Raw genomic sequence first — 19176 nt, forward strand, 5'->3', positions numbered from 1 at the left:
ACCCGCCGTGCGGCGCTCCGCGTAGGCTGAGGGACAGACCCTGTCCTTCCGCGGCCGCCGCGCGTCGTGCCCGCGGTCACGCTCCATCGATCGGAGATCCCGGTGCCGCTCCTCCCCGGCGCCGAGCCGTTCCGCCATGACGGCGGAGAGGTCGGCGTGCTCGTCTGCCACGGCTTCACCGGTTCCCCGCAGTCCGTACGGCCCTGGGCCGACCACCTCGCCGAGCGCGGCCTGACCGTCTCGCTCCCCCTGCTGCCGGGGCACGGCACCCGCTGGCAGGACATGCAGATCACCGGCTGGCAGGACTGGTACGCCGAGGTCGACCGCGAACTGCGGGCCCTGCGCGAGCGCTGCGCGCAGGTCTTCGTCTGCGGGCTGTCCATGGGCGGCGCGCTGGCCCTGCGGCTCGCGGCCCGGCACGGGGACGCGGTCTCCGGCGTCGCCGTCGTCAACCCCGCCAACAAGGTCCACGGCCTCGGCGTCAAGGCGCTGCCGCTGCTGCGCCACCTGGTCCCGTCGTCGGCCGGCATCGCCAGCGACATCGCCAAGCCCGGCTGCCGGGAGGTGGGATACGACCGGGTCCCGCTGCACGCCGCCTACTCCTTCCACCGCTTCCTCCAGCTCGTGGACCGCGAACTGCCCCAGGTCACCCAGCCGTTGCTGCTGATGCACAGCCCGGAGGACCACGTCGTCCCGCCGGCCGACTCCGCCCGCATCCTGGCCCGGGTCTCCTCCCGGGACGTCACGGAGCGGCTGCTGGAGCGCAGTTACCACGTGGCCACCCTGGACCACGACGCCCCCGCGGTCTTCGAGGACACGCACGCGTTCATCACCCGTCTCACCCGGCAGGGGAGCACCACGCAGGGCACCGCCCCACAGGGGACGGCCTCCCGTGGCTGAGCGCGACGCGGGCCACGACCGCGACGACAGCCGCGACCCGCTGGACGAGGACGCCGCCTGGGCGGAGCTCGTCGCGGCCTACGGCGAGCAGCCCGACCCGGAGAAGGGCCTCTGGCCCGCGACGGGCGACGACACGCGCCCCACGGCGCCGGAGCCGCCCCCGGCGCCAGCCGCTCCCACGGCGCCGCCGTCCGGCCGCCCGGGCGGCTTCATCGTCTACGCCCCGGGCGTCGGCCCCCGCGACACCCCCGCCCCCGAGCCCGTGGACGAGGACGACGACGAGGGCCACTTCATCCCCCCGGAGCCCCCGCCCCTCCCCACCGGCGACGTCACCTCCCGCTTCGCCTGGATCGCCGTCCTCGGCGGCCCGCTGCTCCTGCTCATCATGGTGCTGCTGCGGCAGGAACTGACCTGGTGGATCACCACCCTGGGCATCGGCGGCTTCCTCGGCGGCTTCGCCACCCTGGTCCTGCGCATGCGGGACGGGGACGAGGACGAGGACGACCCGGGTCGCGGCGCGGTGGTCTGAGCCCTGGACCCGCGTGACCGCATCCCTCCGAACGCCGGACGAGCTGACTCCAGCCGTCCGGCGTTCGGCGTTCACCGGGGCGCGGAGCCCATGAGGGCCGGAAGGGAACCGGGATCCGGCGAGCGGTGAAGGACGGGGGAAAGCCCAGCCCTTCACCGCGTCCGCACGGACGAGAGGAGCCCCGATGACCGCCCCGGCAGGCGTCAGAACCTCACCGCCGAAGGAGGATTCCGACGCCTCGGTGATCGCCCGGTCCCAGGACGACCCCGAGGTCTTCGCCGCGCTCTTCGACCGCCACGCCGACTCCGTCCACCGCTACGCGGCCCGCAGGCTGGGCGCGGAGGCGACGGAGGACGTCATGGCGGAGACCTTCACCACCGCCTTCCGGCTGCGCCACCGCTACGACACCGGGCAGGACAACGCCCGGCCGTGGCTGTTCGGCATCGCGACCAACCTCATCCACCGGCACCGCCGTTCCGAGGCCCGCCGCTTCAAGGCACTCGCCGCGCTCCCCGCCGAGGCCGGCCACGACGAGGGCCCGGCCGACCGGGCGGTGGCCCGGGCCGGCGCCCAGGGCGTCCGCCGCGAGCTGGCCGCCGCCCTGGCCCGGCTCCCGCCCCGGCACCGCGACGTCCTGCTGCTGGTCGCCTGGGGCGACCTCGGCTACGAGGAGGCCGCGCGGGCCCTGGACATCCCGGTCGGGACGGTCCGGTCGCGTCTGCACCGGGCCCGCAAGACCCTGCGCGCGGCGCTGGGCGGCACCGACCCCACAGCTTTCCGAGAGGCAGAGACCCATGCGTGAACCCGACACCGCACTCCATGAGCTCCGCGCCTGGGACGCGGACGCGCCCCCGCTCACCGACGAGGCCCGCCACCGGGCGCGCGTCCGCCTCTTCGCCGCGATGAACGAGCGCCCTGCGGCCCCCGTCCGTCTGCCGCGCCGCCGCCGGCTCGTCCCCCGGATCGCCCTGGCGGGCGCGGTCGCGGCCGCGGTCACCGGGACGCTGCCGGTGACGACGGACGAGGAGGGGCGGGCCGGATCCGCCACCCCGGAGCGCCTGGACTACGTCAGCGCCGGCACCGTGCTCAACGGCGCGGCCGAGCAGGAACGCAGGGCCGGTCCGCGGATCGCGCCGCGCGGGGACCAGTTCATCTACACGCGGACCGTGGGCGTCGAGGAAGGCTCCCGCAAGCGGTACGTGGACGAGAACTGGTACGCCGTCGATCCGCACCGCTCGGACTCGTGGATCTCAGGACACGGCAAGGGGTGGTGGTCCGGCGTCCTGCCGAAGGGCAACAGTCTGTGGCCGACGTCGGACTGGACCGAACTGCGGACCTACCCCACCGCCCCCGACCGGCTCATCGAGAAGGTCAACCACTACACGCCGAGCGCCGAGAAGGAGCCGAAGGACCTCGACCGGGAGGAGTGGGCCGCTGTCTTCAACGGCTTCGCCGGCCTGGTGTGGCACGCCCCGGTCATGCCGGAAGGGCTCAAACCCGCCGTCTACAAGGCCATGTCCAGGATCCCGGGCGTGCAGGCGACACGCGGCGTCCAGGACCTCCGCGGGCGTCCCGGGGTGGGGGTGTTCTACCCCGTGAGTGTCCGGGGGTCCGAGGGGAAGCCGGAGACCTTCCTCTTCGACGAGAAGACGTACGAGTACCTGGGGTCCTGTCAGGAGTGGGAGGGTCAGCGGTGCGTCGTGGGGTCGTACCTCGACGCGTACGGGGTGACGGACGAGGCGAAGCGGCGGCCTTGACGGGGGGTGGGGTGCCCCGGTCCCGCCCTTTCACCGTTTCTTGCGGGGGCAAGCCCCCACACCCCCGAAACCGCGCTCCGCGTGGTTGCCCTCAAGCGCCGGACGGGCTGAATAGTGCGCCCGGGCGCGACCACCAGCCCGTCCGGCGTTTGAGGACCTCGCGGCGAAGCCGCGATGCCCGGGGTGCGGGCCCTCCCGCAAGAAACGGGAAAGGGCGGGAACGGGGCACACCCCCCTACCCCACCGGCACCCGCAGTGCCGCAAGCACCGGCAGATGATCCGTTGCAGCCCGCAGGTCAGCCTCACTCACCCCGGGCAACCCCATCGGCACCCCGCACCCCAGAACCTCCACCCCGCCCGTGGCGAACACCGCGTCGATCCGCTGCAACGGATCCCCCAGCCGCGTCGTATGCTCCCGCCCCCACGGCTTCACGGCCCACCCGTCCTGCAACTCCCCCGCCAGCAGCCCGAACGTCCGCCCGTCGGGCCGGTCGTTCAGATCCCCGGCGACGACACCGTGCGGCACCCCGAGCGCGGCCAGCCGCGACAGCACCAGCCGCCCCTGCGCGTACCGCTCCTCGTCCCGGATGCTCAGGTGGCAGCTGACGACGCCCAGCCGGGCCCGCCCGAACCGCAGGACCGCGGTGGCGAGACCGCGCTGGTGCAGTCCGGGGGTACGCGGCAGCAGCACGTCCTCGGTGCGCTCGACCCGCGGCCGGAGCGTGGAGAGGATCATCGGCCCGGAAGCCGTGGCCCCACCGGTCACGTACGTCAGACCGGACGCACGGGCGAGCCGCGCCGCCGCCTTCCGCCACCGGAAGAACCGGGGCGCTTCCTGCACACAGACGACGTCGGGGGCGCAGGCCCGGATCACCCGGGCCAGCGCCCCCACGTCGTCCCGCATGGAGCGGATGTTGTAGCTGAGCACGCGGACCACGGAGGCGTCCGCTTCGGTCGAGGATTCCGGCAGGTCCGCGAGCATGAGCCCTCCGCTGAGAGAGATCCGTCCTTCAGACGATCAAGCTCTGCGGACCCTACCGCGTCAGCCCTGGCGGGCCAGGTCCGCGGCCCCCACCAGCCCCGCCTTGCCGCCCAGCTGCGCGGCGAGCACCTGCGCGTGCGGGCGCCACTTGCCGCCGACGAGCCAGCGGCGGAAGGACTTGCGGATGGGGTCGAGGACCAGGTCGCCCTCGTCCGAGAGGCCGCCGCCCACGATGAACGCCGACGGGTCGAACAGCGACGCCAGGTCGGCGAGGCCGGCGCCGACCCAGCGGGCCAGCTCGCGGAAGGAGTCGACGGCCACCGGGTCGCCCTGCCGGGCGGCCAGGCTGATGTGCTTGCCCTCGATGCCCTCGGGGGTGCCGTCGCCGAGGCCCAGCAGGACCGTGGCGTTCTCGGGGGTGGCGTGGGCGCGCTGGCGGGCGTAGCGGACCAGGGCGCGGCCGGACGCGTACTGCTCCCAGCAGCCCTGGCTGCCGCAGCCGCACAGCAGGCCGTCGGGGACGGTCCGGATGTGGCCGAACTCGGCGGCGACGCCGAAGCGGCCCCGGCGCAGCTTGTTGCCGATGATGATGCCGCCGCCCAGGCCGGTGCCCAGGGTGATGCAGATGACGTCGTCGTGGCCCTGGCCTGCGCCGAAGCGGTACTCGCCCCAGGCGGCGGCGTTGGCGTCGTTCTCGACGACGACGGGGAGGCCGACGCGCTGCTCGACCTTGTCCTTGAGCGCCTCGTGCCGCCAGTTGATGTTGGGGGCGAAGAGGACGGTGGCCCGCTTGTCGTCCACGTAGCCGGCGGCGCCGATGCCGACGGCCTCGATCTCGTGGTCGGCGCTGACGGTGCGCACCGCGTCGGCGATGGCGTCGATGACCCCTTCGGGGGTGTCCGGGGTCGGCACCTTGCATGTCGCGAGGATCGAACCCGCTTCGTCCACCACTCCGGCCGCGATCTTCGTGCCGCCGATGTCGACGCCGATGGTGAGTCCCATGTGTCCCTCAGTTTTTCGCTCGATCCCCGCCGCGACCAACCGTACCGGAGCCCGGGAGCGCCCCGGCCCGTGGCGGTCGCCGGACGGGGAACGGTGGGGAATGAAGGGGCGGCGTCAGTCGAGGTCGATGCGCTCGGTGCCGCCCGCGGCCTCGCCGCCGTCGCCCTTGCCGTCGCGGTCCCCGGCCGGGCCGCCGCCCGCCGGGCGGTCCTCGGCGGCGCTCCGCGTCCACCGCTGCTCCTGGCCCTTGACGGCGGCCCGGTAGGCGGCCATCAGCTCGGAACCGGCCGACGCGAGGTGGTCGAAGACGTCCGGGTTGCGTTCGATGACGGGCTCGACGACGGCCTTGGCCCGCTCGACGACCTGCTGCACGGCCCCCTGGGCGGCGGCGCCGGCGAGCGGCAGCTGGAAGGACGCGACCTTGTCGGCGACCGCCTCGACGAGCCTGCGCAGCTCCTCGGCGGCGGAGCCGGGCGCCTGGCCCTCCCCGGACCGCTCCCGCCTGCGGGCACGCTCCTCGGCGAGGTCCTCGGCGCAGGCCGCCTCCCAGGCGTCGGGGTCGGGTCCCGTCGGGGAGGCGGGGCGCTCGGTGGCATCGTTCACGACGGACTCCTGGGGCAGGCTCTTTCCTTCGACGGTACCCGAAGGTGGCCCTGCCGTTCAGGGCGCTGCGGACACCCGTAGGGGTGCCCCGGGCGGTGGCTCCGGGGGCGGCTGCCGGGGAGCCGTCCGAGGCAGGCAGGGGGCCGGAAGGGGCCCGGAAGGAATCCGGAAGTGGTCCGTCCCCCACGGCCCGTAAGGGACCGCGTAAGGGACCGCCCCCAGACCCGTACGGCGCCCGCACAACGGCCCGTACGGGGAAGGACCCCCTACACCCCCGTCCGCGGCCAGAGCCCCGGATCCGGCGTGAAGCGGACGCAGAGCGCCCCGTCGCGCAGCCCCGCGCCGGAGACCGTGCACCGGCGGAGGGCGGACGGCAGGGGCAGCGCGCGGCGGAACGGGCCGACGGCGACGAGGAGTTCGTCGCCCCGCCGGACCAGGCCGATCCGGTCGCGTTCGGCGCCGGGCAGCGGCAGCCGCCAGACGAGCAGGTTGTCGTCGGCCAGCCGGTCCTCGACGGTGGGGGCCGGCGCCGGCGGCGGAAGGGGGACGGGCCCGACGGCCGCGGCCAGCACCTCAAGGCCGCCGGAGCCGTCGATGCCCAGCGGGTCCAGCCCGAGGTGCGGCAGCTCGACGACGGGCACGCCCCCGGCGCCGTACTCCTCGTACAGCCCCTTCAGCGCGGCCCGCTGCGCCTCCCCGCGCCCCGCCGGCCAGGGATCGCCGCCGTCCGGCAGCAGCCGGTTGGCGACGAGGGCGCCGAGCCGGCAGCCGTGCAGGGCCAGGCCGGCACGGACGGTCCGCAGGGTGTCGGCGGTGAGCGGACCGGGTTCGGCGACCAGGTGGACGGTGGTGCCCCCGGTGCCGTCGGCGCCCTCCGCGTCGAGGATGTCCTGGACGGCGGCCAGTTCCGCGTCCCAGTGCCCGGCGAGCTCGTAGAGCCGCTGGGCGGGCATCGGCACCCCGGCGAGCTGGGCGAGGACCGGGCGCAGGGCCCGGGCGGCCTGCCGCTCGGGCGGCAGCAGCCGGCGGAGGTAGCGGCGGAGCTGTCCGGGCAGGGCGAGCAGGCGGACGGTGTCGTGCCCGGGGGGCATGTCGACGACGAGCAGCTCCCACCCGCCGTCGGCGTGCGCGGCGCGCAGGGCGGCGAGCAGGGCGAGCGGTTCGGCGCCGGGGAGTTCGGTGAACTCCTCGGGGTCGAGGGGTGCGGCGCCCAGCAGGTCGAAGAGGGCCGCGCCGCGTTCCTGGAGTTCGCCGGCGAGGGCGGTGAAGTGCTCGCCGGTGGCGATCCGGGCGGCCCACAGCCCGGGGGCGGCCTCGACGGGCGGAGTGAAGGGCCGGCGGGCGTCGCCGCCGTCCGGCAGCGGGGTGCCGAGGACGGCGCCGGGCGCCGGCCCGGGGTCGGTGGTCAGCAGCAGGACGCGCCGTCCGGCGCGGGCCGCGGCCAGCGCGATGGCCGCGGCGACGGTGGTACGGCCCGCGCCTCCGGGACCGGTGACGAGGACCGTACGCAAGGGAGATGCCTCCGTGGAACGAGAGGAGTGGGGTCAGGAAGCGGCGACGGTCTCGACGCGCTGCTTCAGCCCGGCGAGGGCACGGTCGATGATGACCTTCTCCGCCTTGCGCTTGATCATCCCGAGCATGGGGATCTTGACGTCGACGGTGAGCATGTAGGTCGCCTCGGTGTGCCGCCCGCCCGCCACCGGCTTCAGGCTGTACGAGCCGTCGAGCTGGCGCAGCATGGCCGACTTCACCAGGGACCAGGAGACGGTGTACTCGTCGGGCCAGCTGTAGGCGAGGGTGTGGTCGTCCTTGATCGCACCCGCGTCGAGCACCAGGCGCACCTTGGCGGCGCGGCCCTTCTCGTCCCGCTCCAGCACCTCGGCCTGCTTCACCTCGCCCGTCCACGCCGGGTAGCGGTCGAAGTCGGCGATCACCGCCATGACCTCGGCGGGGCTCGCCTCGATCGTGATGCTCGAGCTGGTGTGTTCCGCCATCGCTGTGGCTCCTCCGTGCCGGTCCGGCCGACTGTCCGCGCGGGCTGCGCTGTCTGCCGGTGAAGGCTACCTCTCCCGGCGTGTCACCACTCCATGGCCCACGGTGTACCGGTGGAGGCGAAGTGCCCGACGTTGACGCATTCGGTCACGCCGACGCGCATCCGGCGGGCGAGCGGCTGGTGGACGTGGCCGAAGAGCGCGTACCGGGGGCGGGTGGCGCGGATCGCCTCCAGCAGGGCGGAGCTGCCGCGCTCGAAGCGCCGGGCGACCGTGTCGTAGCAGAGTTCGGGCAGGTCAGGGGGGATGTGGGAGCAGAGGACGTCGACCTCGCCGAGCGCTTCGACCTTGGCGGCGTACGCTTCGTCGTCGATCTCGTAGGGGGTGCGCATGGGCGTTCTCAGGCCACCTCCGACAAAGCCGAAGACGCGCCCTCCGATCTCGACGCGTTCGCCGTCGAGGACGGTGGTGCCGGGGCGGGCGAATTCCGGCCAGAGCGGCGGGAGGTCGACGTTGCCGTAGGTGGCGTAGGTGGGGGTGGGGAAGGCGGCGAAGAGTTCGGCGTACTGCTTGCGCACCGCCCGCTCGATGGCGGGGACGCGGTCGACGCCGTCCCAGAGGCCGCGGGTGAAGGCGCGGGCCTCGTCGAAGCGGCGGGCGGTGCGGAGCTCGACCAGGCGGGCGGTGTTCGCCACGCCGAAGAGGTCGGAGAAGATGCCGCGCGCGTGGTCGGCGTAGTCGATGAAGAGGACGAGGTCGCCGAGGCAGATCAGGGCGTCGGCGCCGTCGCCCGCCCGGGCCAGGTCCCGGGCGTTCCCGTGCACATCGCTGACCACATGAACCCTGGTGCTCCCGGTACCTCTCATGAGCAGCACCCTAGGTCGCGTCCCGGTCCTATGGAAGGGCCGCAGTAGGGCCGCGGGAGGGCCGCGACCTGCGGTTACTTCCGGGTCACCGAAGGGAGGGGCTAGGGTGCCGGGAGCGGTCCCGCGGCATGTGACGCACAGAACATCTGGGCGTGACCCTCTATTCGAAACCAGTACTGGTGGGTAACGTCCGGGCCGTCCTTCACCGTGCCCGTATTACATGGACCGCAGCCGACGCAGCGCCCCTCGACGACGCGGCGGCGCCGGCGCCCGACGAGGAGCAGCAGTCTTGCGCGAGTTCAGCCTTCCGGCCCTCTATGAGGTCCCAGCGGACGGAAACCTGACGGATCTCATCCGCCGGAACGCTTCGCTCCACCCAGATGTCGCGGTCATAGGGCGCAAGGTCGGGGGCCGGTGGCACGACGTCACCGCGGTCGAGTTCCTGGCGGAGGTGCGCGCCGCCGCCAAGGGCCTGATGGCCTCGGGCATCCGGCCCGGCGACCGCGTCGGCCTGCTCTCCCGCACCCGCTACGAGTGGGCGCTGCTGGACTTCGCCATCTGGAGCGCGGGCGGCGTCACCGTCCCCGTGTACGAGACGAGCTCGGCCGAGCAGATCGAGTGGATCCTCGGCGACTCCGGGGCCGTGGCCTGCCTGGTGGAGACGGACGCGCACGAGGCGGCCGTCGCCTCCGTCCGGGAGTCGCTGCCGGACCTGAAGCACGTCTGGAAGATCGAGGGCGGCGCCGACGAAGACGCCGTCGAGACCCTCCGCACCGCCGGCAAGGACCTGACCGACGAGGAGGTGGACGAGCGCAGCGCGCTGGCCGACGCCGACACCCCCGCGACCATCGTCTACACCTCGGGCACCACCGGCCGGCCCAAGGGCTGCGTCCTCACCCACCGCAGCTTCTTCGCGGAGTGCGGCAACGCGGTGGAGCGCCTCAAGCCCCTCTTCCGCACCGGCGACTCCTCCGTCCTCCTCTTCCTCCCCGCCGCGCACGTCTTCGGGCGGCTGGTCGAGGTGGCCGCGCTGATGGCCCCCATCCGGCTGGGCATGGTCAGCGACATCAAGAACCTGACCGACGACCTGGCGGGCTTCCGCCCGACCCTCATCCTGGGCGTCCCCCGGGTCTTCGAGAAGGTCTACAACGGCGCCCGCGCCAAGGCCCAGGCGGACGGCAAGGGCAAGATCTTCGACAAGGCGGCCGACACCGCCATCGCCTACAGCCGCGCCCTGGACACCCCGTCGGGCCCCGGCTTCGGCCTCAAGCTCAAGCACAAGGTCTTCGACCGCCTCGTCTACGGCAAGCTCCGCGCGGTCCTCGGCGGCCGGGCCACCCACGCCATCTCCGGCGGCGCCCCGCTGGGCGAGCGCCTCGGCCACTTCTACCGCGGCATCGGCTTCACCGTCCTGGAGGGCTACGGCCTGACGGAGTCCTGCGCCGCCACCGCCTTCAACCCCTGGGACCGCCCGAAGATCGGCACGGTCGGCCAGCCGCTCCCCGGCTCGGTCATCCGCATCGCCGACGACGGCGAGGTCCTGCTGCACGGCGAGCACCTCTTCACCGGCTACTGGAACAACGAGAAGGCCACCGCCGAGGCCCTGGAGGACGGCTGGTTCCACACCGGCGACCTCGGCACCCTCGACGAGGACGGCTACCTCAGCATCACCGGCCGCAAGAAGGAGATCCTCGTCACCGCCGGCGGCAAGAACGTCGCCCCCGCCGTCATCGAGGACCGCATCCGCGCCCACGCCCTCATCGCCGAATGCATGGTCGTCGGCGACGGCCGCCCCTTCGTCGGCGCCCTCGTCACCCTCGACGAGGACTTCCTCCCCCGCTGGCTCGAACGCCACGCCAAGCCGTCCGGCCTCACGGCCGCCGACCTCGCCGACGACCCCGAGCTCCTCGCCGACGTCCAGAAGGCGGTCGACGACGGCAACGCGGCGGTGTCGAAGGCGGAGTCGGTGCGCAAGTTCCGCATCCTGCCGGGGCAGTTCACGGAGGAGTCGGGGCATGTGACGCCGTCGCTGAAGCTGAAGCGGAATGTGGTGGCGAAGGATTTCGCGCACGAGATCGAGGCGATCTATCACGGGTAGGGGGTGGGGGTGCCCCGGTCCCGCCCTTTCGCCGTTTCTTGCGGGGGCAAGCCCCCGCACCCCCGAAACCGCGCTCCGCGCGGTTGTCCTCAAACGCCGGACGGGCTATTTCAGCCCGTCCGGCGTTTGAGGACCTCGCGGCGAAGCCGCGATGCCGGGGTCCGGGGCGCAGCCCTGGAAGAAACGGTGAAAGGGCGGGACCGGGGCACACCCCCTCACCCCGACACGAGCTCCGACGCCCGCTCAGCCGGAGGCTCCGGCTCCCCCGCCGCGGAAGGCGGCACACTGACAGTGGCCCGCCACAACCGCCGGCAGGCAACCACCGTCGCCACCACCAACAACGCATTGCGCAACGTCAACGTAGCGACCCCCAACTTGTCGCTGGCGATCACATGCTGGAACCAGATCGGAAACTCCAACTGCGTCAGCGGCGCGGCGAGCAACACCAGCACGATCGGCAACCCCTGCCGCGTGGACCGAACGGTCGCGCAGACGGCCGCGAGCCCGATCAGCCACACCACATACTGCGGACTGATCACCCGGCTCGTCGTCGTGAACAGCAGCACCGCGGTGAAAGCCGCATCCGACGGCGTGCACTCCTCGAACCTCCGGGCCCGCACCCGCCACAGCAGCAACCATCCGAAAGCCACCAGACTCAGCCCGAGCGCCAGCGCGCTCACCGCGTGCACATGCCGTCCCAGAAACTCGACGGACCCGTAGTGCAGCCGGGCCCGCCCGTGCCACCCGAAGTGCCGGGCCAGATGGAACACCATCGACCCCAGCGACTCCACCTCGGTCCCCCGGTCCCGCTGGAAGGTGAGAAAAGCAAGCGCCCCGAGCATCGCGGCGGCGAAGAGCATCAGCAGCACGACGCCCGTGACCAGCGCCGAGCTCCAAGCGGACCGCGTCCGGCCCCCCCGCGGCACCCCGGCCAGCAGCAGCACGGGCCATACCTTCAGCAGCGCCCCGAACCCGGCCAGCGCCCCCGCGAGCCGCGTCCGGCGGCCCAGGGCCAGCAGTCCGGCGGCGGCGACGGCGGTCACCATCACGTCGTACCGGGCGTAGACGATCGGCCCGAGCAGCGGTACGCCGAGCACCCACACCCACACCCCGCGCGCGCTGCGCCGCCCGTCCCGCACGGCGTACAGCAGCATGCCGAGGACCGCGGCGTCCGCCACCCAGCACACCAGGAAGAAGGCGTGCGCGTAGTCGAGGAACGGCAGCAGCCCCGGGGAGAGGACGGCGAGGGCGGCGGCGGGCGGGTACTGCCATGTGACGTCGTCGTACGGGAAGACGCCGGTCGAGAAGACGCCGTACCAGCGCCGGTAGATCACCTCGATGTCGATGCCGACGTCCGAGCCGGGCATGTCCAGCACCCGGAACACGCACAGGAGGAGGACGGTCCGGGTGACGGCCCACACCGCCCCCACCCTGAGGAGCAGCCGCAGTCGTGAGCCCGTACCGGAGGAGCCCGTACCGGAGCCCGCCATCGTCCACCTCGTCCCGTCGGGGCACCACACGCCGTGATGATGCCGTCACTGCAAGGCATGATGCCCGTCCGGCGACCGGTCCTCGGTGACGTGCGGCGTCGTGGCGCCATTGCCGCCCGATCGCCGCCGCCGGCGCCTCCGCCGCCACAGGGGTCCGTTCACGCCGCCGCCCGGCCGCCGTCCCGGCACACAGGGCGGGTACTGTCGCACACGCCACCTCCCACGACACCCGCGCCATGCGACGCCGCGCGGACGGAGAAGCGACGGAGAAGCGAACAACCGGCATGCACAAGACCCTGATCGTCACCAACGACTTCCCGCCCCGCCCCGGCGGCATCCAGGCGTTCCTGCACAACATGGCGCTGCGGCTGGACCCGGCGGACATCGTCGTCTACGCGTCGACGTGGAAGCGGAGCCGCGAGGGTGTCGAGGCCACCGCCCGGTTCGACGCCGAGCAGCCGTTCCGCGTCGTGCGCGACCGGACGACGATGCTGCTGCCCACGCCCCGGGTGACCCGCCGCGCGGCCGGGCTGCTGCGGGAACACGGCTGCTCCTCGGTCTGGTTCGGCGCGGCGGCCCCGCTGGGCCTGATGGCCCCGGCGCTGCGGGCGGCGGGCGCGCGGCGGATCGTCGCCACCAGCCACGGCCACGAGGCCGGCTGGGCGCAGCTGCCCGCCGCACGGCAGTTGCTGCGGCGCATCGGCGAGGGCACCGACACGATCACCTATCTGGGTGAGTACACGCGCTCCCGCATCGCCTCCGCCCTCACCCGCGAGGCGGCGTCCCGCATGGTCCAACTCCCGCCCGGCGTGGACGAGAAGACGTTCCACCCCGGTTCGGGCGGCGACGCGGTCCGGGCCCGGCTCGGCCTCACCGACCGCCCGGTGGTCGTCTGCGTCTCCCGGCTCGTCCCGCGCAAGGGCCAGGACACCCTGATCCGCGCCCTGCCCGCCGTCCTCGCCCGCGTCCCGGACGCCGTCCTGCTCATCGTCGGCGGCGGCCCGTACGCCGGCGACCTGCGCAAGCTCGCCGAGGAGACGGGCGTCGCCGCGTCCGTCCGGTTCACCGGCCCGGTCGAGTGGGACGAACTCCCCGCCCACTACGGCGCCGGCGACGTCTTCGCGATGCCCTGCCGCACCCGGCGCGGCGGCCTGGACGTCGAGGGGCTCGGCATCGTCTACCTGGAGGCGTCCGCGACGGGCCTGCCGGTCGTCGCCGGCGACTCGGGCGGCGCCCCGGACGCGGTGCTGGAGGGTGAGACGGGGTTCGTGGTGCGCGGCGAGTCGGCCGCCGAGACGGCGGACCGCGTCGCGACGCTCCTCCTCGACCCGGAGCTGCGCGCCCGCATGGGGGCGCGGGGCCGCGCCTGGGTGGAGGAGCGCTGGCGCTGGGACCTGCTGGCGGAGCGGCTTCAGGAACTGCTGTGACGCTCGGTCTCCGGGCCGCCGTCCGGACACTCCGCACCTAGGCCGCCGTCGGGACGCTCCGCCCCGGGCCGTTCGGACACCCCGAGGCCGTTCAGCAGGGCGGGCAGGCGTCCCAGGGCGTGGCACGTGCCGAGCGTGTCCATGTAGTCGAGGGCTGCACGATCAGGCCATCCCGAACCCGCAGGATCAGCAGGCCGGTGATCGCCGCCGGCTCCGCTCCGGGCCCGGACGTCGCGGTGGCCGCCCACTGCCCGATCACGACCTCGGGGTCGGCGGCGCCGAGGACGACGACGTCGTGGATCTCCTCGAGCCGCACCGGGCCGGCGCCCCACGCCGCCCGGTAGGCCGGCCCGGACCTCCTCGCGGCCTTCGTAGCGGCGGGGCATTCCCGGCGTGAAGAAAGGGAACTCGTGGACGGCGTCGGGCGCGTAGAGGCCGGCCGGATCGTCGGCGGACCAGCCCTGCATGGCCCGGTGGTAGGCGGCGAGGACGTCGCGGGGGGACGGCGGCACGGTGAACTCCGTTCGCCGGGCAGGGATTGCCGGCTACGGTACGGCGCCCGTACCACCATAGGATCCCCGCCGTGAAGAAGATCACGACGGAGATCGATTACGGCCGCTTCGGGGAACGCCTGGAGGCCGCCCGGCGGGCGGCGGCGACGGAACCGGCGGGCAGCGCCGCCCGCTGGGAGCTGCTGTGCGCGTTCCAGGAGGAGTGGGGGTACGAGCCGACCGGCGGCGCCCGCTGGGAGCGCGACGAGCCGGACGCGCACAAGGAGTACGTGACAGGCCTGCGCCCCGCCGCGCCCGAGGACGAACCCGAGCCCGACGACGTCGACCGCCTCCTCCCCATACCCGCCGCCCTGGACGAGTGGTGGGACCTCCCGTTCAACTCCTTCGCCGACCGCTGGCGGCTCTACTGGACGAACCCGGTCTGGCCGCCCACCGTCCGCCCCGACCCGACGGGGTACGGCGTCGCCGACGGCCTGCCGCGCGACAACCCGTTCACGGGCCCGGACGAGGACCCCCGGGTCTGCGTCCTGATGGCCGAGGACCAGTTCTGCAACGAGTGGGGCTACCCGGCGGCCCGCGCCCACCTCGTCGACCCGCCGGTCCTGGTGACCGTCGAGGACCGCGAGTGGACCCTCCAGAGCCACTCGGTCTCGGAGTTCTTCCTCGCCCTGGCGGCCGTCCGCCTCCCCGACCACTACGGCTGGACGGTCGAGGAACCGGATCTGACCCCGGAGGCCATGTCCCGCCTCCGCGAGGCGCTGCGCCCGATGGGCCTGCTGCCGTGGCGCGAACTGGGCGCGCATACGGAGTTCCTGGGCGGCCCGGACGTCATCGCGCGGCACAACACGGGGTACGGCGACACGGAACTCGCCTTCTACGGCCGCACCGAGGCGGCACTGCACCGCCTCGCCTCGGCGCTGGGCACGGACTGGTCGGAGGAGATCGCGGAGCCGGAATCCCACCACGAGGAACCCTGAGGCACCGGATCAGGCGCGCGGGTCAGACCTGCCGGTCCGGCTGCCGGTGCGGATACTGCCCCTGATGCCCGGCCCGCCTCCGCCGGTACACCTCCGCCGCCTCCCCGTCCCCGCGCTGCCGGGCCGCGGTCTCGGCGGCGGTGTACCACCGGCACATCCCGCACTCGTGCGGCGCGGGATTCACCAACGGCCCGCTCCCGTGCGGCGTCGGCGGCAGGGGCGGCGGGTCCCACATGGGCGGCGGGAACGACCGCGGGCTCACGCGTCGCCCCGCCGCGAACCGGTCCCGTACCGGGTGCCGACGAACGATCCGCCCGGCACCCCCGCCCGCTCCCGCTCCTCCAACGTCGCCGGCCGCACCCACCCCGGCTCGGCCTCCCACTCCCGCCCGCCCCCGGGCGCCCGCAACCACACCCTCGGCCCCCGGTGCTCCATCACCTGCCCGACCTTCCCCCGCCGCGTATCCGTCAGCCACGCGCCGGGCCGGTAGGCGGCCTTCGATTGCGTCATGCGTTCGACCCTTCGTGGTGTTCCGCTCTTCGCGAGCGGGCATCAACCGTGAGGCTTAGACTCCACCTCCGCGGCCCGCCTGAACAGGCCGTTTTGGATTCCAAAGCCGCTTGGAATAAGGGGAGTTGAACACATGCTCGACCGTTCACCCGGCGAACCGCTCTCCCCCGCCCGCGAGTTCGGCGAGGAGGTCAAGGCCGCCCGCGAAGCCCGCGGCTGGACCCAGGAGCAGCTCGCCGAGGCCCTGCACTGCGGACAGCCGTACGTCAGCAAGGTCGAACGCGGCGAACAGCTCGCGTCGGCGGCCTTCGCGATGCAGTGCGACCGCGTCTTCGGTACGCCGGGTACGTACGCGCGCATGCGGCAGCGGGCGGCGGACGCGGGGTCACCGACGTGGCTGATCCCGTACCTGCAGTTGGAGCGCCAGTCGGATTCCGTCTGCGACTACTCACCTGGCGTGATCGCGGGCATCCTGCAAACTCCTCGATACGCCGAGGCAGTGTTCCGGGCAACCTGCCCCGACGGCTCGGCGGACCACATCCGGCAGCGCGTCGACGACCGCATGCGGCGCCGAGAAGTCTTCGAATCGCCTGAACCGCCAAGCTTCTGGGTCATCGTGCACGAGGCAACGTTGTGGTCCGCCATGGGCGGCCCGCATGTCATGCGGGAACAGCTGCGACATCTCGCAACGCTTTCCGAGCATCCGCACATCACGGTGCAGGTATTCCCGCTCAGCGGCACTCCGGCCAGAAAGACACCTTTCATCTTGCTGCGCCAACGAGACGGAACCGACGTGCTTTTCGCCGAGAGCTACGTCAAAGGCCACGTGTACGACTCACCCGCGGTCGTCACCGAAGCACGTACGACGTACGAGAGACTGCGTGCGAACGCCCTGTCCCTGACCGACTCCCTGTCCCTGATCCAAAACGTCATGGAGGCGTACGACGATGAAACACGCACCAGACCTCGCCCGAGCCATATGGATAAAGTCCAGCCACAGCGAGGGAAACGGCGGAACCTGCGTCGAATGGGCCCCCGCGTACACCTCATCCGGCCTCGTCCCAATACGAGACAGTAAACGCCCGACTGAGCGAGCCCTTACCTTTTCCGCTTCCTCATGGTCCGCGTTCGTCACGAGCATCAAGACACGCTGAGAAGAGGCTAATGATGAGCACCACTCCCGCCCTCACCCACGCAACGTGGAAAAAGTCGACCTACTGCGAGGGGAACAGCGGCCAATGCCTCGAATGGGCCCCGGCCTACGCCCCCACCGGAACCATCCCCATCCGCGACAGCAAACACCCCACCACCCCGGCACTCCGCTTCCCGACCCCCGCCTGGTCCGCGTTCGTCGCGAACATCCAGGAGCACTGAACGGAGACCCATAGGACTTACGCACCGCGCCAATCGACGGCGCACTCCACGAGACCGAACACGCCCTGCACACACGGCTGGACAGGAAAACCTGCGTACGCAAGCGACGTTCACTGGGCGCGCGCACCGACCGAGGCACCTGGGTACGGATCGAGCGGCGCCGCCACGACAAGATCGGCGGCCAGGGCTGGAACGGCGCCGAATACGCCGCCCTTCTGGAGGGAGTGGCGAAGCCACAGTGGCCCCGGGGTGCCGTCTGGCGGCAGCCCGGTGAGCCGGCGATGTGGCGGGCCGACAAGACGGACGTCTTGCCGAGCCCGCCCGTCGGCGGCAGCGTCCTGACCGCCGTTTGGCGCTGCCGCCGTTGCGCGGGGGAGCCGCCGGCAGGCGGAGAACAGAGACGCATGAGCCAGCTATCACCGACCAACCCCCTCACCCAGGCCCGCGCCGACGACTCTGCCCTTCGGCGCCGACGAGTCCTCAAGGCCCTCGACGACCTGGTCGGCGACGGCCAGCCGACCAGCGTTTCCCCCGTCGCGCGCGTGGCCGGCGTTAACCGCAGCCTGATCTACCGGCACAGTGGAGCTGATGACCCAGCTCAACAGCAACCCTCACCGCGATACCGTCTGGGCGAGAACAGCCAAGGGGGCGGGATGACAGGTCGGATCGAGTTCGATTGGCAGCTCAGCGGTACCGGCTGGGCAACATGCCGAATCGTCGACGCGACTGCCGAAGCGACGTACGAGGTCAGTTACTGCACCGATGCCTTGGCGGACCTGCTCCATGGGCTGGCAGGCATGTACCGTCCGGATCCGGTCGAACGGGTCTCTTTCGACCTTGAACCCGCGGAAATCAGATGGGTGCTTCGTGGCATCGGCGCAGGCGTTGACGTCTCGATCCACAGGTTCCCCGACATGTCCACGAGCTTCGGCGTTCCCGACGCCGACGGCGCCGTTTCGTGGCGGTCGACCCAGCCTCGAAGCAGGCTGGTGCATGCTGTGATCGGAGCCGCTCAGAAGGTGTTGCAGGAGCACGGCGAGGCCGGCTACAAGGCCCGGTGGGTTCGGTTCCCCTTCCCAGTCGCTGCCCTCCAGGACCTTCTGCGACTGCACCTGTCGAACGACGAGTGCGACCAGCCGCACGAGCCGCTCGCGCCGTAGCTCATGGGCGGGAAGCCGAAGGCCATCTCGTACGAGCCGGCCGACTGTTCAGGTCACCGTGCCACCGCCGGCAGTGCGGCTGCCACCCCCAAAGCGAACCAGTGCAGGGCCTGGTCAGCGGCATACATCCCGTTCAAACCACCCGAGTTCAACTGAGCGAAAGCAGGCGAGCCGGTGCGTTCCGGCAGCCACCGCACCGGCCGGCGCCGATCAAGCAGAGCATGAGTTCCCGCCGACCACACCAACGCCGCGACCACAACCCATTGGCGACCAGTGCAGCGGCAGGTGTTGCCGTACGCGGCCGGTGAGGCGCGGCCGGCTTTGTTCACGAGAACGGGGTTCTGGCACAGATCTTGGGGAGCCGTCGCGGAGGGTGACGGCGTCGTTCGATTGGGAGGGGACCAAACCCCGGTTGCTCAGGTGAACGCTCTCCGCGTACTCTCCGCGCATGGCTGATGATCCGTTCCAGTGCCGCTGTGTCCTCTGCCATGACTACGGCGACCGGGACGAAACGGACCGCATGGATCTGACGATCATCGAGCATGTGCAGCAGCACGGATGGCACGTCGTGATGGTTCCCGAAGACGAGATCGGCCCTGGATTCGCCTACACGATCGGCCTCGCGCACACTCATGGCGGACCTGAACTCGCCATGTTCGGGCTCGATGTCCACGCCATGCACCGCATGCTCAACACCCTCGGAGAGAAGTCCGCCGCAGGCGAAGCACTGGCGGACGGCCAGAGCCATCCTGATGTTGTCGACGGTCATCGAGTCACGCTCAGGCAAGTTGATCGCGGCTGGTACCGAACCTTCTTCGGACGGGCCATCGGGTTCTACCGGCGGCCACCTCTCCCCGTGCTGCAAGTCGCGTGGCCTGATCCCGAAGACCGTTTCCACTGGGATGAGCAGGCTGACGAAAGGCATCGCGAGTCACAGCCTCAGTTGTGGCTGCCTCCGAGTGACCACCCTGTCGGGATCTGGACAGCCGAACTCTGAT

At 72.3% G+C, this 19176-nt stretch carries 21 protein-coding genes and 1 pseudogene; 12 read left to right on the forward strand and 10 right to left on the reverse strand.

The features are described from left to right. Window positions 1–102: 102 nt before the first annotated feature. The 4 genes from ACH4PU_RS24830 (at window position 103) to ACH4PU_RS24845 (ending at window position 3186) form a co-directional block, all read left to right on the forward strand. Window positions 103–900 (forward strand): alpha/beta hydrolase, encoded by a 798-nt coding sequence (locus ACH4PU_RS24830; protein WP_398276012.1) that lies wholly within the window; start codon window positions 103–105, stop codon window positions 898–900. Beyond that, window positions 893–1429, forward strand: coding sequence for a hypothetical protein (locus tag ACH4PU_RS24835; protein ID WP_398276015.1), 537 nt, complete (start codon window positions 893–895; stop codon window positions 1427–1429). The genes ACH4PU_RS24830 and ACH4PU_RS24835 overlap by 8 nt, the downstream gene beginning before the upstream one ends. Before the next feature lie 184 nt (window positions 1430–1613). Further along, entirely contained in the window at window positions 1614–2231 is a 618-nt protein-coding gene (locus ACH4PU_RS24840) for an RNA polymerase sigma factor (protein ID WP_398276018.1), read from the forward strand. Continuing rightward, complete coding sequence (locus tag ACH4PU_RS24845) at window positions 2224–3186, forward strand: CU044_5270 family protein (RefSeq protein WP_398276021.1); 963 nt, start codon at window positions 2224–2226, stop codon at window positions 3184–3186. The genes ACH4PU_RS24840 and ACH4PU_RS24845 overlap by 8 nt, the downstream gene beginning before the upstream one ends. 235 nt (window positions 3187–3421) lie before the next feature. Here ACH4PU_RS24845 and ACH4PU_RS24850 read toward each other — a convergent pair whose 3' ends face one another. From ACH4PU_RS24850 to ACH4PU_RS24875, 6 genes are all read right to left on the reverse strand, one after another. Next, on the reverse strand, window positions 3422–4168 hold the full coding sequence (locus ACH4PU_RS24850; protein WP_398276023.1) for an endonuclease/exonuclease/phosphatase family protein: 747 nt from the start codon (window positions 4166–4168) through the stop codon (window positions 3422–3424). A gap of 60 nt (window positions 4169–4228) precedes the next feature. Further along, entirely contained in the window at window positions 4229–5170 is a 942-nt protein-coding gene (locus ACH4PU_RS24855; RefSeq protein WP_398276026.1) for an ROK family glucokinase, read from the reverse strand. A gap of 114 nt (window positions 5171–5284) precedes the next feature. After that, complete coding sequence (locus ACH4PU_RS24860) at window positions 5285–5773, reverse strand: DUF5304 family protein (protein ID WP_398276029.1); 489 nt, start codon at window positions 5771–5773, stop codon at window positions 5285–5287. A 266-nt stretch (window positions 5774–6039) separates the two neighbouring features. Beyond that, entirely contained in the window at window positions 6040–7284 is a 1245-nt protein-coding gene (locus ACH4PU_RS24865; RefSeq protein ID WP_398276032.1) for an ArsA family ATPase, read from the reverse strand. 33 nt (window positions 7285–7317) lie between these two features. Then, window positions 7318–7767: an SRPBCC family protein gene (locus tag ACH4PU_RS24870; RefSeq protein WP_398276035.1), complete on the reverse strand. Its 450-nt coding sequence runs from the start codon at window positions 7765–7767 to the stop codon at window positions 7318–7320. 83 nt (window positions 7768–7850) lie between these two features. Then, window positions 7851–8630 carry a metallophosphoesterase gene (locus tag ACH4PU_RS24875; protein ID WP_398276038.1) on the reverse strand — a complete coding sequence of 260 codons (780 nt, stop codon included), beginning with the start codon at window positions 8628–8630 and terminating at the stop codon, window positions 7851–7853. Window positions 8631–8919: 289 nt separating this feature from the next. Between ACH4PU_RS24875 and ACH4PU_RS24880 the strand changes: the two genes are divergently transcribed. Continuing rightward, window positions 8920–10728 (forward strand): AMP-dependent synthetase/ligase, encoded by a 1809-nt coding sequence (locus ACH4PU_RS24880; protein ID WP_398276041.1) that lies wholly within the window; start codon window positions 8920–8922, stop codon window positions 10726–10728. A 215-nt stretch (window positions 10729–10943) separates the two neighbouring features. Here ACH4PU_RS24880 and ACH4PU_RS24885 read toward each other — a convergent pair whose 3' ends face one another. Then, window positions 10944–12218 carry a glycosyltransferase 87 family protein gene (locus ACH4PU_RS24885; RefSeq protein ID WP_398276044.1) on the reverse strand — a complete coding sequence of 425 codons (1275 nt, stop codon included), beginning with the start codon at window positions 12216–12218 and terminating at the stop codon, window positions 10944–10946. Between the two features lie 284 nt (window positions 12219–12502). Here ACH4PU_RS24885 and ACH4PU_RS24890 point away from each other — a divergent pair, with 284 nt between their 5' ends. Continuing rightward, a complete protein-coding gene (locus ACH4PU_RS24890) occupies window positions 12503–13645 on the forward strand; it encodes a glycosyltransferase family 4 protein (RefSeq protein ID WP_398276047.1) in 1143 nt (380 codons plus the stop codon). Window positions 13646–13736: 91 nt separating this feature from the next. Here the strand turns inward: ACH4PU_RS24890 and ACH4PU_RS24895 are convergent, their stop codons facing one another. Then, entirely contained in the window at window positions 13737–13961 is a 225-nt protein-coding gene (locus tag ACH4PU_RS24895; protein ID WP_398276050.1) for a nuclear transport factor 2 family protein, read from the reverse strand. 267 nt (window positions 13962–14228) lie between these two features. On the opposite strand from ACH4PU_RS24895, the gene ACH4PU_RS24900 reads away from it, so the two are divergent. After that, window positions 14229–15134 carry a hypothetical protein gene (locus ACH4PU_RS24900; RefSeq protein WP_398276053.1) on the forward strand — a complete coding sequence of 302 codons (906 nt, stop codon included), beginning with the start codon at window positions 14229–14231 and terminating at the stop codon, window positions 15132–15134. 22 nt (window positions 15135–15156) lie between these two features. Here ACH4PU_RS24900 and ACH4PU_RS24905 read toward each other — a convergent pair whose 3' ends face one another. Together ACH4PU_RS24905 and ACH4PU_RS24910 are read right to left on the reverse strand one after the other, a co-directional pair. After that, the gene (locus ACH4PU_RS24905) at window positions 15157–15321 is read right to left on the reverse strand and encodes a hypothetical protein (protein ID WP_398276056.1); all 165 of its coding nucleotides are present in this window, start codon (window positions 15319–15321) and stop codon (window positions 15157–15159) included. Between the two features lie 71 nt (window positions 15322–15392). Next, window positions 15393–15644, reverse strand: coding sequence for a hypothetical protein (locus tag ACH4PU_RS24910; protein ID WP_398276059.1), 252 nt, complete (start codon window positions 15642–15644; stop codon window positions 15393–15395). 133 nt (window positions 15645–15777) lie between these two features. Here ACH4PU_RS24910 and ACH4PU_RS24915 point away from each other — a divergent pair, with 133 nt between their 5' ends. From ACH4PU_RS24915 to ACH4PU_RS24935, 5 genes and pseudogenes are all read left to right on the forward strand, one after another. After that, complete coding sequence (locus ACH4PU_RS24915; RefSeq protein ID WP_398276062.1) at window positions 15778–16722, forward strand: Scr1 family TA system antitoxin-like transcriptional regulator; 945 nt, start codon at window positions 15778–15780, stop codon at window positions 16720–16722. After that, window positions 16685–16798: pseudogene (locus ACH4PU_RS24920) on the forward strand (DUF397 domain-containing protein); the annotation flags it as partial. The gene ACH4PU_RS24915 and the pseudogene ACH4PU_RS24920, both read left to right, overlap by 38 nt. A 13-nt stretch (window positions 16799–16811) precedes the next feature. Beyond that, window positions 16812–17018 carry a DUF397 domain-containing protein gene (locus ACH4PU_RS24925; RefSeq protein WP_398276065.1) on the forward strand — a complete coding sequence of 69 codons (207 nt, stop codon included), beginning with the start codon at window positions 16812–16814 and terminating at the stop codon, window positions 17016–17018. 404 nt (window positions 17019–17422) lie between these two features. Then, window positions 17423–18178, forward strand: a complete 756-nt coding sequence (locus ACH4PU_RS24930; RefSeq protein WP_398276068.1) for a hypothetical protein — start codon at window positions 17423–17425, stop codon at window positions 18176–18178. A gap of 448 nt (window positions 18179–18626) precedes the next feature. Beyond that, complete coding sequence (locus ACH4PU_RS24935; RefSeq protein WP_398276071.1) at window positions 18627–19175, forward strand: DUF4262 domain-containing protein; 549 nt, start codon at window positions 18627–18629, stop codon at window positions 19173–19175. The last annotated feature ends 1 nt before the right edge of the window (window position 19176 follow it).

Origin of the sequence: Streptomyces sp. NPDC021100 (assembly GCF_044333095.1) — a bacterium.
GTDB lineage: Bacteria > Actinomycetota > Actinomycetes > Streptomycetales > Streptomycetaceae > Streptomyces.